Genomic DNA, 15932 nt, shown 5'->3' on the forward strand with positions numbered 1-15932 from the left:
GCATCCGGCAGTTTCACATCAGAAGAAATACTTCGTCCCGATACGAATCTGGTTTTGCTCGCGGTGGTACGGTTCGACATTACGATCTAACCAACGTAATTCGAAATAAGGCAGCCAGTGTTCATTAATGCGATAACGGAAGGTATTAGTGATTTCCCAGTGATGATCTTTTCCATTGCTGCTATTAAAGTCATTTACGCGTATGAAATAATGTGGCTCAAATGTATAGGAAAATTTATCGGTGATTTTAAAATTCCAGTAGGTGCCAATTTCATAGGTGTCATTATTATCCAGTTCCCCGCTCAAATCTGTTGAACTATAGTTATTATGGTTATAGCGATTTCGTACTGTCAGATTAAACCATGGTACAAATTTATAGTTGACGTCCAGATACACTGCACCACCCGAACCGATACTCTTATCATTAATTAAGCCACCGGGCTGGATGGTTAATTTATCGGTTGGTTTGAATAAAGGATACCAACCTTCAATTTCATTATAGCCATGTTTTAGTTCATCTTCTCGCTGAAAGGTGTAGGTATTGGTTAACATAATACCCGCGCCCATATCGAAGTTATAACCCACACGTAGCATAACCTCGCCCTGATCGGAGGCAAGATTATATGCCTCCCTGTTTTCGACGTATGCGCCAGCAAATACCGAGGCAGAGGTCAGAGAAGATAATAAAATTATTGCATTAATCTTTTTCATAATAAGTCCATTTTTTAAACGTAGGGAGGCCGCCACCCACCAGGATGGAAATAGCGGCTATTGACATTTATAACGTTACGGAAGCCGTTTTTTCTTCTGTCGCCATCTCTTTATTTTTGCGTTGGTTGATTTCCTCAATAATCAATGCAAACCGTTTTTCATTGAGTGTGTAAAAGAATCCCATCGTCAATGCAGCAATAATTGCCAGTGCACAAGGCCAGATAAAAATGAGCTGACGCAAACCCTGTAATGTCGCATCGCTTTGCGCGATGTTGGGAACATAACCAATTTGCGTCAGCATAATGCCTGGCAAGAAGCCAGCAAGTGCGGCAGAAATTTTACGAAAGAAGGTATAACCGGTATAAACAGAACCTTCGGCACGAATACCGGTTTTCCATTCACCGTAATCTACGGTATCTGGTACCAGTGCCCAGTTCAGGCTGTTTACAAAGGCCGTGCCAAAAAAGGCGACACAAGAGAACATGACGAAAGTGAAAGAGTTACTTCCCCAGAAATAATTCAGTATATCACCCACCGCCCACAGCACCATGCCAGCTAAATAAACCTGTTTTTTACCAAAACATTTTACAGTTACTGGCACCAGTAATACGCCGACGAGGATGCATCCCATACTGAAGAATCCCATCCACGACAATAAATTAATATCATTCAGCACATACTGGGTGTAATAGACCTGAATCGCCAGTTTGATATTAAATGCCGCCAGAGTACACAGGTTAGCAATGCATAAAACCAGCAATGGTGGATTACGAAATATCGCGCAAAAAGATTTGAGAATACTGGCTTTATGTCCGGTTGGCGCTGTGTCCACATAATGCTCTTTGACGCCTCTGTAGCACAGCATCATAAAAATAAAGCCGCCAATGGAGAACATAAGTGCCGCACAGGCATAACCGACGGTTGAGTCAGAAAAAAGCGACTGCAACGGAATAAACGCCACGGTACAAATCAATAGCCCTATGGTTGCACCACCCTGGCGGTAAGCCGCGAGCTGCGCGCGCTCATTCGGGTTTTTGGTAATTGCCGGGATCATCGCACCATACGAGCAGTTCATCAGACTGTATGAAAGTCCAAACATCATAAACAGCGCGGTGGCAATCGTCGTTTTAACCGGCAAACAAAAGGTGGTGGCGATAAACTGGAGCGTTGCAATTAACGCCGCCGGAACTGCTGCATATAAAATAAAGGGACGAAATTTGCCTTTAGGCCCAATATTTTTCCGCGAGTCGAGTAAAAATCCGGTGAGCATATCGGTAAACGCGGTAAAAAACTTCGCCACCAGAAAGATAATCCCGCCATAGTAAGCAGGCATCCCTAATTCATCGGTATAAAATTTGAGGAGATACAGAGTACCGATGCAGAGCATTAAATTCGAACCGACGTCGCCCATACCATAGGCGATTTTTTCCCGCAGATTCAGTTTTAATGTCAGTGGATTATGGTCAGACATAATCACTCCTTATAACGCCCCGCAGGGCGTCGTTTATTATTATTACGCCGTGCGTTTACGGGCTTCTATCTCTTCCACAATGCGGACATACATCTTCTCGTTCAGGCTGTAGAAGCAACCCATCGCCACAATGGTGACTACCGCCAGTGCGCTTGGGTAGATGAAGATCAACTGGCGTAACCCTTCAATGGTGTGGTCAGCCTGTGCGACGTTCGGCACATAGCCAATTTGCGTCAGCATCCAGCCGGGGAAGAAACCAGCCAGCGCCTGAGACACTTTGCGAAAGAAGGTGAAGCCGGTGTAGACCGTGCCTTCCGAACGCACGCCGGTGCGCCACTCGCCGTACTCGACGGTGTCGGAAACCAGCGCCCAGTTCAGGCTGTTAACAAACGCTGAGCCGAAGAACGCCAGGCAGGAGAACGCCACAAAGCTGACCGAGCCGCCGCCGAAGAAATAGTTGAGCAGATCGCCCAGCACCCAAATCAGCAGGCCGCCGATATAGACCTTCTTCTTACCAAAACGTCTGACTGCGCCAGGCATCAGGAACACGCCGATGAAAATACAGCCCATGCTGAAAAATCCCATATACGACAACAGGATGGGATCGTTAAGTACGTACTGGGTGTAATAGACCTGAATGGCGAGCTTGACGTTAAACGCCCCTAAGGTGCAGAGGTTGGCAATACACAGAATGAACAGTGGGCGGTTACCGGCAATTGCGCGGAAAGATTGCAACAGGCCAGGCTTTTGCGCCGGATTGGTTGGTTGGGTTTCGACATAACGCTCTTTCACGCCTGAGTAGCAGATCCACATAAACAGCAGGCCGAACAGTGAAAACAGCGTGGCGGCGAAGATATAGCCAAGTTGCTGATTACCCTCGATAAGATTCATCACTGGCACGAATCCCACCGTGCACAGCAGCAGGCCCAGCGTAGCGCCGCCCTGACGCCATGCCGCCAGTGAGGCGCGTTCGTTGGGGTTTTTGGTGATAGCGGGAACCATTGCGCCGTAGGAGCAGTTCATCATGCTGAAAAACAGTCCGTAAAGCATAAACAGAATAGTGGCCATCACCGTTTTACCGGTGACATCAAACGGTGTGCCGACAAAGTTGGCGATCGCCAGTAAGGTGACCGGGAATGACGCATACAGAATAAAAGGACGGAACTTACCTTTTGGACCGATCTTGCGTCGGGAATCCAACATAATGCCGGTACCCATATCGGTAAACGCAGTAAAGAATTTTGAAATCAAAAAGATAATGCCGCCATAGGTGCCTGGCAGCCCCAGAACGTCGGTATAAAACTTCAAAAGATAAAGCGTACCGATATCCAGCAGGATGTTAGAGGCCAGGTCGCCAATACCGTAAGAGAGTTTCTCTTTAAAGGGCAGGCGTAAAGTTGCTGGATCTTCCGTTGTGATGTGACTCATCGATGTTCTCCCTTTGCCCATGAGTTTCCCCACGGGCGGATGTGATTAGATGCTTTTTAACGACGCGAACAGTGCCGCCCATTCGCTATCGGCGCGATAAAAGACCGGCGGCTTGCCGATGGGCGCATTAACGGTAACTTCCCCGCCCCGGAACGCTTCACCCGTCCAGGCGTGGACCCAGTTATCCTCCGGCAGATAGAGCGTCCAGTCGCTACGGCCTTCTTCATGCACCGGAGCGACCAGAATGTCGCGACCTAACAGGTACTGATATTTCAGGGTGTAAGTGTGCGCATCGTCTTCGTAATGCAGGAACAGCGGGCGCATAACCGGCAGGCCGGACTTCGCATTCAGCGCGACAGCCTCTTTCAGGTAAGGTTTCAGGGTGGTGAAGACGGAGGTCATACGGGCAAAATGGGCGATAGTTTCTGCGTCGCCGTCAAACTGCCAGTTGTCGCCAGGACGGTTACCTTCGTGGGTGCGCATCATCGGCGTGAAGGCGCTGAAATCGCACCAGCGCAGCAGCAGCTCTTTGCTGCGCTTCATCTCAAACAGGGTGGTGTAACCGCCAATGTCGCTGTGGTGCAGGCCATGTCCGGTCATTGCCAGCGACAGCGCCGCCGGGACAACCGACGCCAGGCCATCGTCGAGACTCCAGTCGACGTTCTGGTCGCCCGCCCACATCATGGTGGAGTATTTCTGGCTACCGGTAGAACCGGCGCGCATAAAGAAAAGGATCTCGCCGAGCTTGCCCGTTTCTTCAAGGGCTTCGTAGTTACACTTCGCCCACAGCGCAGGCCAGGCGTTATGCATAATTTCGGCACTGACGCCGTTATGCAGGTACGTGTCGGTGGGCAGATACTCGCCGAAGTCAGCCATCCAGCCGCCGCAGCCGAGTTCAATCATGTTCTTTTTGATCACTTCCTTGAACCAGGCGTAGGCTTCTGGATTAGTGAGATCGACAACGCCGCCGTAAAACTCGCCAAACTCCACCAGATAGTCACCGCCAGAGGCATCTTTTGCCAGATAGCCGTGTTGTGCCGCTTCTTCGCAGAGATCTTTATCGCTGGCAACATACGGGTTGATATAGGCCAGGAACTGCACGCCCTCCTGATTCCACTGCTTAATGCGTGAATCCAGTTGCGGGTAGTTTTCGCTGTTCCACTTCCAGTTCCACATCACGCGTTTGCCAAAAGAGGTCATACGAATACCGGACCAGTCCTGCGCCCAGATGCCGTTGACCTTCACGCCCGCGTTACGCATGGTGTCCAGTTTCTTCTGGCACACTTCCGTCCCGCCCTGAATGCCGAGCGTTACTCCGTCATAAATCCAGTCGGGCAGTTCTGGCTGGCGTCCCAGCAGGGCGGTTAATTTTTCCAGCAGGGAAATGTATGTGTCAGCACATTCAAAACGCAGCGTTGCTTTGTCTTCCCACAGCGCCAGTTCATGGTATTCCGGGGCACTAAAGTCGAAGTTCATATAGCAACTGTTATCAACATGGCAGTAATACTTCTGCGTGCTGACAAACGTAGGCTGTGGGAAGAAAGTCCAGTAATAGTCGCCGCCCGCATTTTCTTTGCAGTCGGCCTGCCAGGTGACATAGGTTTGTTTGTTGCGACCAACGCCTTGTTCACTGGTCCATAGCGGGAACGGTTTGCCACGCAGATCGAAGTAGGAAAACTGTTCGCCGCAGCCGTAGATATGGTCCTCTGGTTGAGCGGCAAGGCGCAGCCAGATACGGTTGTGGTTAAGGTTGTCGTTTTGTAGTTCCAGCAATAAACGGCCCTGATCGTCGGCAGAGATATTCAGCGTGGCGCTAATGTCAGAACCACGGCTGAAATGAATTAACCAACCATCCGGTGACTGGCTGACGATGGCGTCGGTAAGCGCAATTTTCTCCTGTAGTTTATCTTTAATGCTGAAATTACCGCGGAACATATCGATATCCGCTATACCTGAGCCAATCCATAAACAAGGATTATCTTTGCTATGGGTTAAAATAAGACGTTGTTGAAAATGTAGGGTAAAACTGTCGTTATTCTGATGAAATTGAAAATCTAATAACTGTGGACGTGGCGTATCCATAACTAATCTCCATAGAGTTGAGAACGAGATTGTTGCCTTCCTGTTATTACAGGCTTATGTAAAATGATTCTCATAAAACTGATATATAAAAACTTTACAGAAGCTGAGCTGTTTTTAACTTAATAAATTGAAGATACATAATGTTGCCTTTAGCGAGTGAAATGTTCTTCAATGATTTTGACTGCTAATCAATACAAGTTATTTTCTCTGTCCGTAAATGTTAAAAAACAGGCGGTGCGGTTTTCCTGGTTCCAGTAATAATAAGTCGATACCTGAATTAAAGGCGTTAGGCGGGCAACTCATAGGTTCAACTGCCAGTCCCTGACGCTGTAATTTTTCACCGCTATAAATTTGTACCCAGGGTTGATCGCAACAAAGGCTAACCGAAAGCGCCTGTTGTGGATGGGTAATGGTTATTTCCCACAGATCATTAGCGGTTTTAAAGGTGTGGTCGATTTTTGTCGCGGCTATTGTTTTCGCCTGCGTGAAATTTAAATCCAGCTCATCAACGTGGTGAAGCGTTGTCGGATTTACGTGTTCATCAACGGCATAAACCTGGTTTGCCGGAAGCTGGAACAGATATTCATCAACAGATGTTAAGTTGCAGGTTAAATAAGGATGAATACCCACGCCATAAGGCGCTGCGACAGTGCCGATATTCTGGCTTGCGATCTCAACGGAAAGACCCGTGTGTGCGTTGAGCGAATAAACAACTTGTGAAGCCAGCATAAACGGATAGCCGTAACTGGGCGGCAGAAAAGCTGTCAGGGTAACGCTGGTGGCGGTTAATTCACTAATTTGCCAGTCTCGCCAGGCAAGCAGCCCGTGAATAGCGGCTTTTGAACTATGTTCATTAATGGGTAACTGATATTCCTGCCCCTGATAGCGGTAACAGCCGTTGGCGATCCGGTTCGGCCACGGAATAAGCACTTTACCCAGATGCGCCAGCGGCATCTCTTCGGGTTTGTGCGGGATGACTAAATGACAACCCTGAAAGGTTAATTCAGCCAGACCAGCACCGACGGTCACAATGGTCGCGTGATAATCCCCCGCGGCAAGTGAAACGGTCTGTCCACTGCAATGCATATTGGTGATTTGCATACAAGGCACCTTAATTAACGACATACAGCCTCCCGTGAGGCTGATGTCAAACCCAAAAACTGCACCGGACGGTCCCCTCGCCCCTTTGGGGAGAGGGTTAGGGTGAGGGGAAAACCCGCACCCTATTTTCAGATCAGTTATTTCGCATTAATATCCAGCAGACCCGCTGCAACCGCTGGAGCCATGCCGGGCGCTAACGGGATACGCGGGATCACCAGGCAATGCAGCAGGTGATAAATATCCTGTTTGCCGTCCCAGACTTTGGTGGTGACCTTATTGTCCGCATCCAGCTCCTGCCACCAGGAACCATTTTCATAGTCCATCAGGTACTTAATGCAGTACTCCCACCATGTTTGATACCAGGTTTCATACTGGCGATCGCCAGTGACGGTGTAGAGCGCGTAGGCCGTACCCATTGCTTCGACGATAGGCCAACGTACACGTTCGCGGACCACCGGTTTTCCTTCCCAGTCAACGGTATAAACAATCCCGTCCGCGCCATCGGGTGCCCAGGCATCGCGCACGGTGGCGTTAAACAGACCTTTGGCATCTTCTAGCAGCCATGCTGGTGGTTGTTCGCAACGGGCTTCCAGGGCAGCATGGATGTGCAGCATTAAACGGCCCCATTCGATCCAGTGGCCTGGTGTACCTCCAAACGCGCGGAAGCGATGCGCCGGGTTATCTTTGTTGTAATCCGGCAGCGGATTCCACTGGGTATCGAAGTGTTCGTTAACGCGATAATGATTATTTCTGGCGACGTCGTGGATAATCACGGAAGCCACGCGAATCGCGCGATCCAGCCATTTTTTGTCGTGAGTGACGTCATAAACAATCAAGAAAGCTTCCACCGCGTGCATATTGGCATTGCCGCCGCGGTACTCTTCGGTTTTGCTGAAGGCTTCGTCCCAGGATTCCAGGCACATCTGCTCTTCTTCGCTCCAGAAATATTTCTCGATAATTTCAATGGTGTAATCGAGCAGCTTGCGCGCTTCCGGGTGACCCGTTGTGACGGCGCTGGCGGCACCCAGCAGAGCAAAGAAGTGTTGATAGCCCTGTTTGGAGGCATCCACCACGCCCTCGTCATTCACGCAGGCATACCAGCCGCCATATTTTTTATCACGCAGTGCGCCGTTCATGGCTTTGATACCGTGATCAACCAACGAGTAAGCGCCAGGTCGACCCATCGCCGCAGCAACGGAATAAACGTGCAACATACGAGCGGTGATCCACAGATGGGTGCCCATCTCTTCTTTGATTTGCCCTTTATTGCCTAACCAGCCAAAACCAGTCGGCACTACGGAATTTTTACCAAAATCAAAGATGCGGTCGGTTTCCTGTTCCAGCCAACGGTTGTGGCTTAGGGTGTTAAACCATTTCATTCCTTTTATCCTCATCTTAGCGGCGTTTAGCCATCATTTCGTCGACGATATCGCCAAGTTGTTGTAATTTCGGTGCGCAAACGTCACGCAGCATCAGCTCGTTGTCTGGTAAACCGACGACCGATGCCCAGACTGCACGGCCTGCCAGGAATCCCGATGCGCCCGCCGTCATTGCCACGCGTACGGCACGCGGGAACAGTTTTTCGTCGACACCGGAAGAGAGGATCACCCATGGCATATTGATATGGTCATTCAGACGTTGTGAAGCACAGAGAAGCTCTTGTTGCGGACCTTTGCCATAAAGCGGCATTTCAACTTTGTAGAGGTCAGCGCCACTGTCGCCCAGCTCTTTGGCGGCATCGATGATCGCTTGTTCGCGATCGAATTTATCGCCACGACGCGGTGGGCGGACGACTGGCTCAATGATGCTTACCAGACCGTGTGAGTGGCACAGTTCGTTGAACTCTTTCACCATATCCAGACGTTGCTGCGCATCTTCATCACTACGCCACAGCACCAGCAGTTTTAAGGCTTTGCCACCGTCTTGTTTGATCTGTAGCGGATTGATTTTGCGGTCAATAACCACGCTATCGACCGGAATACCGTTGCCAGGAATGAACTCATCGGCGGCGACAATCATGGCGCAACTTTTGGCAATCGCGTTTTGCTCAACCACCTGGCGGTAGCAGAATTGTTGATCTACCAGAATCGCCGAGGCATAAGGCGAGAGGGCCTTTGCAGCGTTAACTTTGAAATCAGTTAAAACGCTATCGGCTACCGGAGCGGGTGCCCCAGCCGCGGCAAACATCATGCGCATGGCTTCGCGCTGATCGACCGCCAGCATGGCAAAACCGCCCGATGCGCGCGTAATGTCGTTGATGGTGTACTTATTCATTCATTTATTCCTTTATCCAGTCGTTACATTTTTACTTTGGCAGTCATCCCGGCACTGACACGGACCTGTTCCAGAATGGCGGACCAGTCCTGGCGACCGCGACCCGCTGCGCGCGCCTGGCTATAAACCTCCCGTGAGGCGGCCCCCAGCGGCATTGGCACATGCAGCTGGTTGGCGACATCAAGGGCGATGCCAAGATCCTTATGGGCAAGATCGATCATGAAGGCGGGAGAAAGATCTCCGCTGAGGACTTTGTTTGGCCAGGAAGTGGTGAAGTGACCTTTACCGGCGGCGGTACCGCTCATCACTTTGACGGCAACATCGAAGGGAAGATTCAGGGCTTCGCACAAAACGGCGGCTTCTGCCGAAAGCGCATTGAGCGCGATGCTCATGTAGTTGTTGATGAGCTTAACGCGGATCCCCATGCCCGGACCGCCAGAGTTGATCAACTCACTGCCCATCGCCATCAGGATCGGTGTGGCACGTTCAACTTGTTCAGCGGTGCCGCCAGCCAGCAGTAACAGAGTACCGGTAATGGCATTTGCAGAAGTACGGCCTACCGGAACATCCATCATGCTGAAGCCTTTGGCTTGCATATCGGCAATCAATTTATCGGTTTGCAGCGGATGGATGGTGGACATATCAATGACCAGCGCATCGGTAGATAAGCCTTCGCAAACGCCGTTTTCACCGAACAACACGTTGCGCACCAGATCGCCATTCGGCAACATGGTAATGATAAATTCGGCATCTTTAGCGGCCTGCGCCGGGTTGGCGGCGGGAGTCGCACCTTTGTCTACCAGATGCCGCACAGCTTCGGCGTTCACATCAAAGACGCGAAGTTGATGCCCTTGCTGCAATAAATTGCTCGCCATTGGCGAACCCATTTGTCCTAAACCGATAAACGCGATTGCTGCCATAACCCTCTCCTGAATACAGCGATGTCACTTTTTGTCATTTATGACATGCTTTGCTTGTCTGTTTTTGATCGTATTTGTAATTTATCGTCAAAAAATTGACAGCCGTCACTTTTTAAACAATTGGTGAAATTAAAATGAACGCATCCCAAAATGTTTAAGGAATGACCATGATTCGTGTTGCTTGTGTAGGTATAACCGTGATGGATCGCATCTATTACGTGGAAGGGTTACCGACGGAGAGCGGTAAATACGTGGCGAGAAATTATACGGAAGTTGGTGGCGGGCCAGCGGCGACGGCAGCGGTTGCGGCGGCAAGGCTGGGGGCGCAGGTCGATTTTATTGGTCGCGTAGGTGATGACGACACGGGCAACAGCCTGCTGGCAGAGCTGGAATCCTGGGGCGTTAACACCCGTTACACCAAACGGTATAACCAGGCGAAATCTTCGCAATCCGCCATCATGGTGGATACCAAAGGCGAGCGGATAATCATTAACTACCCCAGCCCGGATCTGCTGCCTGACGCAGAGTGGTTGGAGGAAATTGATTTCTCTCAGTGGGATGTTGTGCTGGCAGATGTACGCTGGCACGACGGCGCTAAAAAAGCCTTCACCCTGGCCCGTCAGGCGGGTGTGATGACCGTTCTGGACGGGGACATTACGCCGCAGGATATCAGTGAGCTGGTGGCATTAAGCGATCACGCGGCCTTTTCAGAACCGGGTCTGGCGCGCTTAACGGGCGTGAAAGAGATGGCCAGTGCGCTAAAACAGGCACAAACGCTCACAAATGGTCATGTCTATGTGACCCAGGGTAGCGCAGGCTGCGACTGGCTGGAAAATGGTGGGCGTCAGCATCAACCGGCCTTCAAAGTTGATGTGGTAGATACCACAGGTGCGGGTGATGTTTTTCACGGCGCTTTGGCGGTGGCGCTGGCAACAAGTGGGGATTTAGCGGAGTCAGTCCGCTTCGCCAGCGGTGTAGCGGCGTTAAAATGCACACGTCCCGGTGGACGAGCCGGGATCCCTGACTGTGATCAAACCCGATCTTTTTTGTCACTTTTTGTATAAAATGCCAGGGTGATGGTTTTTCGAGGAATTTTCATGAGCCTTACCGAACTAACCGGTAACCCGCGGCACGACCAACTCCTCATGCTGATCGCCGAGCGTGGGTATATGAATATTGATGAGCTGGCAAATCTGCTGGATGTCTCCACGCAGACGGTCCGCCGGGATATTCGTAAATTAAGCGAGCAAGGCCTGATTACGCGCCATCACGGTGGCGCGGGTCGGGCTTCCAGCGTCGTTAATACGGCGTTCGAGCAGCGTGAGGTTTCGCAAACCGAGGAAAAAAAAGCGATTGCCGAAGCGGTGGCAGACTATATTCCTGATGGTTCAACAATATTTATCACCATTGGTACGACTGTTGAGCATGTTGCCCGGGCGTTACTTAACCATAATCATTTGCGGATAATCACCAACAGCCTGCGTGTGGCGCATATTCTTTACCACAACCCGCGCTTTGAAGTGATGGTGCCCGGCGGTACGTTGCGCTCTCATAATAGCGGGATCATTGGCCCTTCAGCGGCGTCCTTTGTGGCTGATTTTCGTGCTGATTATCTGGTAACAAGCGTTGGGGCGATTGAGAGCGATGGCGCGTTGATGGAGTTTGATGTAAACGAAGCTAACGTGGTGAAAACGATGATGGCGCACGCGAGAAATATTCTGCTGGTCGCCGATCACACTAAGTATCATGCTTCGGCGGCGGTTGAAATTGGTAACGTGGCACAGGTCACTGCGCTCTTTACCGACGAGCTGCCGCCCGCTGCGCTAAAATCACGCTTACAAGACAGCCAAATTGAAATCATTCTTCCCCAGGAAGACGCGTAGATTTTTGTGACCGTTAACCTGGCTTCATACCTTGCCACATAGCCAAACCCATCCTTTCCCGCTACAGTTAATTTCTTGTGGCGCGAAAGGAGGCAAAAATGCTCTATATCTTTGATTTAGGTAATGTGATTGTCGATATCGACTTTAACCGTGTGCTGGGAGCCTGGAGCGATTTAACGCGTATTCCGCTGGCATCGCTTAAGAAGAGTTTTCATATGGGGGAGGCGTTTCATCAGCATGAGCGTGGGGAAATTAGCGACGAAGCGTTCGCAGAGGCGCTGTGTCATGAGATGGCTCTACCGCTAAGCTACGAGCAGTTCTCTCACGGCTGGCAGGCGGTGTTTGTTGCGCTGCGCCCGGAAGTGATCGCCATCATGCATAAACTGCGTGAGCAGGGGCATCGCGTGGTGGTGCTTTCCAATACCAACCGCCTGCATACCACCTTCTGGCCGGAAGAATACCCGGAAATTCGTGATGCTGCTGACCATATCTATCTGTCGCAAGATCTGGGGATGCGCAAACCTGAAGCACGAATTTACCAGCATGTTTTGCAGGCGGAAGGTTTTTCACCCAGCGATACGGTCTTTTTCGACGATAACGCCGATAATATAGAAGGAGCCAATCAGCTGGGCATTACCAGTATTCTGGTGAAAGATAAAACCACCATCCCGGACTATTTCGCGAAGGTGTTATGCTAAAAACCATTCAGGACAAAGCCAGGCACCGTACCCGTCCACTATGGGCCTGGCTAAAACTACTCTGGCAACGCATTGATGAGGACAACATGACAACCCTGGCAGGTAACCTTGCCTATGTGTCGTTGCTCTCATTAGTGCCGCTGGTTGCCGTTGTTTTTGCGCTTTTCGCCGCTTTTCCCATGTTTTCCGACGTCAGCATTCAGTTACGTCACTTTATTTTTGCCAACTTTCTGCCTGCTACTGGCGATGTTATTCAGCGGTATATCGAACAATTTGTTGCCAATTCCAACAAGATGACCGCCGTTGGGGCGTGCGGGCTGATCGTCACCGCGTTATTGCTGATGTACTCCATCGATAGCGCGTTGAATACCATCTGGCGCAGTAAACGAGCGCGACCAAAAATTTATTCGTTCGCCGTGTACTGGATGATTTTAACGCTGGGGCCGCTGCTGGCAGGGGCCAGTCTGGCGATCAGTTCCTATTTGCTCTCCCTGCGCTGGGCGAGCGATCTCAATACTGTCATCGATAACGTGCTGCGTATTTTTCCGCTGCTGTTGTCGTGGATCTCCTTCTGGTTGCTGTACAGCATTGTTCCTACCATCCGCGTACCTAACCGCGACGCGATTGTCGGCGCGTTTGTCGCCGCGCTCCTGTTCGAAGCAGGAAAGAAAGGTTTCGCGCTTTATATCACCATGTTCCCCTCATATCAGCTCATTTACGGCGTGCTGGCGGTGATCCCCATTCTCTTTGTTTGGGTCTACTGGACATGGTGTATCGTCTTGCTTGGCGCGGAAATTACTGTCACTCTCGGGGAATACCGCAAACTAAAACAAGCAGCTGAACAAGAAGAAGACGACGAACCATGATTGCATTAATTCAACGCGTAACCCGTGCCAGCGTCACCGTGGAGGGAGAAGTGACGGGCGAAATTGGCGCGGGACTTTTGGTGTTATTGGGTGTCGAAAAGGATGACGACGAACAGAAAGCAAACCGTCTGTGCGAGCGTGTGCTCGGCTACCGCATCTTTAGCGATGCCGAAGGCAAGATGAACCTCAACGTGCAACAGGCGGGCGGCAGTGTGCTGGTGGTTTCCCAGTTTACCCTCGCCGCAGATACCGAACGGGGGATGCGCCCAAGTTTCTCCAAAGGTGCATCACCGGATCGCGCAGAGGCGTTATATGACTATTTCGTCGAACGCTGCCGTCAGCAAGAGATGAACACGCAAACAGGACGCTTCGCTGCGGATATGCAGGTATCGCTGGTCAATGATGGCCCCGTGACATTCTGGTTGCAGGTATGAGCCAGCTTCCAGGGTTGTCACGGGAAACAAGAGAGAGTATCGCTATGTATCACCTTCGGGTTCCACAAACAGAAGAAGAATTAGAGCGTTACTATCAGTTTCGCTGGGAAATGTTGCGTAAGCCCCTGCATCAACCAAAAGGTTCGGAACGCGACGCGTGGGATGCGATGGCGCATCACCAGATGGTCGTCGACGAGCAGGGTAATCTGGTGGCGGTAGGCCGATTGTATATTAATGCCGACAATGAAGCGTCCATTCGCTTTATGGCCGTTCACCCGGACGTGCAGGACAAAGGGTTAGGCACGCTGATGGCGATGACCCTGGAGTCGGTGGCGCGTCAGGAAGGCGTTAAGCGCGTGACCTGTAGCGCCCGTGAAGACGCGGTGGAGTTTTTCGCCAAGCTGGGATTCATTAATCAGGGGGAGATCACCACCCCAACTACCACGCCGATTCGCCATTTTTTGATGATTAAACCCGTTGCCACTCTGGATGATATTTTGCATCGCGGAGACTGGTGCGCGCAGCTGCAACAGGCGTGGTACGAACATATCCCGCTTAGTGAAAAAATGGGCGTGCGTATTCAACAATATACCGGGCAAAAATTTATCACCACCATGCCGGAAACCGGTAATCAGAATCCGCACCATACGCTGTTTGCCGGGAGTTTATTCTCACTGGCAACGCTCACCGGTTGGGGGCTTATCTGGCTGATGCTGCGCGAACGCCATCTCGGCGGAACGATTATTCTGGCGGATGCGCATATCCGCTACAGCAAGCCGATTAGCGGTAAACCTCATGCGGTAGCCGACCTTGGTGCCTTAAGCGGCGATCTCGACCGTCTGGCGCGCGGACGAAAAGCACGGGTGCAGATGCAAGTTGAAATCTTTGGCGACGAGACGCCGGGTGCAGTGTTTGAAGGCACGTATATCGTTCTGCCCGCGAAGCCATTTGGCCCGTATGAAGAGGGCGGGAACGAAGAAGAGTAGGGGCGTTTTACTTGACTGAAAAGGTTTTCAATCTGAAAACCTTTTCAGGGCCCAGGTCCGAAGTTACCTTCCCGCTCTCCAGGCAACATCCCGTAGTGCCGATCGCGCGGCCTCGCTGATACCACCTAACTGAAAAAATCCGTGGATAACGCCAAGGTAGCGTTGGCAGGTGCATTGCACTCCTTGCCCTGTCATGCGGTGATACAACGCTTCACCTTCATCGCAAAGTGGGTCGTATTCAGCGGTAATGATATGTACAGGTGGCAAGCCATTGAAATCATCGCGCCAAAGAGGGCTGGCTTCAGGATGCCTGCGTTCAATGCCTGGCAGATACATCTCAAAGCCGCTCAGTAAAGTGTCGCGTGTGATGATGTAATCGTGACCATTGCGTATGTAGCTTTCGAAATGCGCAGTCGCATCAAGCATAGGATAAATTAAGATGAGTTGTGCCGGTTGCCACTCGCCAGCACGCTTTAATCGCAAAGCAGTTACCAGCGCCAGATGTCCGCCCGCACTGTCACCGGCAAGAGTTATACGTTGTTTATCAACGCCGAGTCGTTCGGCGTGTTGCCAGACTATTTCTGCACCTCGTTGCGCATCATCATGGGCGGCGGGGAAAGTATGTTCCGGTGCCAGCCGATACTGGACGGCAATAACCCGACATTGCCCGTAATAGGCTAACTGGCGCAGCTGGTTGTCGTGAGTTGCGAACCCGCCGCTAACAAAACAGCCACCGTAGTAATAAATTATCGTCGGGAGTAATGTCGGGGCATTCAGCGGCGACACTATTCGTAAGGTCATCCCTTCAAGTTCGATAGTCTGAATATCTACCCGCGTTTCTGTCTCACCCGCAAGGACAGCGCTGGCGATATAGCCCTCCCTGCGCTGCGCAATACTTTGTTGACGCGATGAGGGGCGACCCGCAGCGATAAACTTTTCGACTAACTCTGCAATTCCTTTTTCCAGTGCCATAGTAGAACTTATTTTGCTGTATGAATGTACAGTCTTATACACCCGTTTTTGCTGGATGGATACAGGGAAATTCACGGGCGTGAAAAATCTGGAAAGCGCCTCGCAA

General features: G+C 51.0%; 15 protein-coding genes. 6 read left to right on the forward strand and 9 right to left on the reverse strand.

The window, feature by feature from the left end; translation table 11 throughout:
* Positions 1-18: 18 nt before the first annotated feature.
* The 8 genes from ompL to yihU form a co-directional block, all read right to left on the reverse strand.
* Positions 19-711 carry a porin OmpL gene (ompL, locus tag E0D98_RS04745; protein ID WP_000723472.1) on the reverse strand — a complete coding sequence of 231 codons (693 nt, stop codon included), beginning with the start codon at positions 709-711 and terminating at the stop codon, positions 19-21.
* 67 nt (positions 712-778) lie between these two features.
* Positions 779-2182 (reverse strand): MFS transporter, encoded by a 1404-nt coding sequence (locus tag E0D98_RS04750; protein ID WP_001297066.1) that lies wholly within the window; start codon positions 2180-2182, stop codon positions 779-781.
* 42 nt (positions 2183-2224) lie between these two features.
* Entirely contained in the window at positions 2225-3610 is a 1386-nt protein-coding gene (locus E0D98_RS04755) for an MFS transporter (protein WP_000018387.1), read from the reverse strand.
* 45 nt (positions 3611-3655) lie between these two features.
* A complete protein-coding gene (yihQ, locus tag E0D98_RS04760; RefSeq protein WP_000380841.1) occupies positions 3656-5692 on the reverse strand; it encodes a sulfoquinovosidase in 2037 nt (678 codons plus the stop codon).
* A 198-nt stretch (positions 5693-5890) separates the two neighbouring features.
* On the reverse strand, positions 5891-6793 hold the full coding sequence (locus E0D98_RS04765) for an aldose-1-epimerase (RefSeq protein WP_001330865.1): 903 nt from the start codon (positions 6791-6793) through the stop codon (positions 5891-5893).
* A 137-nt stretch (positions 6794-6930) separates the two neighbouring features.
* Positions 6931-8172, reverse strand: coding sequence for a sulfoquinovose isomerase (gene yihS, locus E0D98_RS04770; RefSeq protein WP_000870916.1), 1242 nt, complete (start codon positions 8170-8172; stop codon positions 6931-6933).
* A 16-nt stretch (positions 8173-8188) separates the two neighbouring features.
* Positions 8189-9067: a sulfofructosephosphate aldolase gene (yihT, locus tag E0D98_RS04775; RefSeq protein ID WP_001046453.1), complete on the reverse strand. Its 879-nt coding sequence runs from the start codon at positions 9065-9067 to the stop codon at positions 8189-8191.
* Between the two features lie 23 nt (positions 9068-9090).
* Positions 9091-9987 (reverse strand): sulfolactaldehyde 3-reductase, encoded by an 897-nt coding sequence (gene yihU / locus E0D98_RS04780; RefSeq protein ID WP_000718896.1) that lies wholly within the window; start codon positions 9985-9987, stop codon positions 9091-9093.
* Between the two features lie 167 nt (positions 9988-10154).
* On the opposite strand from yihU, the gene yihV reads away from it, so the two are divergent.
* The 6 genes from yihV (at position 10155) to fabY (ending at position 14854) form a co-directional block, all read left to right on the forward strand.
* Positions 10155-11051, forward strand: a complete 897-nt coding sequence (yihV, locus tag E0D98_RS04785; RefSeq protein ID WP_000621656.1) for a sulfofructose kinase — start codon at positions 10155-10157, stop codon at positions 11049-11051.
* Positions 11052-11084: 33 nt separating this feature from the next.
* Entirely contained in the window at positions 11085-11870 is a 786-nt protein-coding gene (locus tag E0D98_RS04790) for a DeoR/GlpR family DNA-binding transcription regulator (RefSeq protein WP_000059678.1), read from the forward strand.
* A 98-nt stretch (positions 11871-11968) separates the two neighbouring features.
* Positions 11969-12568 carry a glucose-1-phosphatase gene (yihX, locus tag E0D98_RS04795; protein ID WP_001295269.1) on the forward strand — a complete coding sequence of 200 codons (600 nt, stop codon included), beginning with the start codon at positions 11969-11971 and terminating at the stop codon, positions 12566-12568.
* Positions 12562-13434, forward strand: a complete 873-nt coding sequence (locus E0D98_RS04800) for a virulence factor BrkB family protein (protein ID WP_000920762.1) — start codon at positions 12562-12564, stop codon at positions 13432-13434. Before yihX ends, E0D98_RS04800 begins: the two co-directional genes overlap by 7 nt.
* The gene (gene dtd / locus E0D98_RS04805; RefSeq protein WP_000560983.1) at positions 13431-13868 is read left to right on the forward strand and encodes a D-aminoacyl-tRNA deacylase; all 438 of its coding nucleotides are present in this window, start codon (positions 13431-13433) and stop codon (positions 13866-13868) included. Before E0D98_RS04800 ends, dtd begins: the two co-directional genes overlap by 4 nt.
* A gap of 44 nt (positions 13869-13912) precedes the next feature.
* Positions 13913-14854, forward strand: a complete 942-nt coding sequence (fabY, locus tag E0D98_RS04810) for a fatty acid biosynthesis protein FabY (protein WP_001343389.1) — start codon at positions 13913-13915, stop codon at positions 14852-14854.
* Positions 14855-14917: 63 nt separating this feature from the next.
* Here the strand turns inward: fabY and E0D98_RS04815 are convergent, their stop codons facing one another.
* Entirely contained in the window at positions 14918-15826 is a 909-nt protein-coding gene (locus E0D98_RS04815) for an alpha/beta hydrolase (RefSeq protein WP_001162704.1), read from the reverse strand.
* Between the last annotated feature and the right edge of the window lie 106 nt (positions 15827-15932).

It is taken from the genome of Escherichia sp. KCJ4928 (assembly GCF_004352695.1).
Taxonomy (GTDB): Bacteria; Pseudomonadota; Gammaproteobacteria; order Enterobacterales; family Enterobacteriaceae; genus ECMA0423.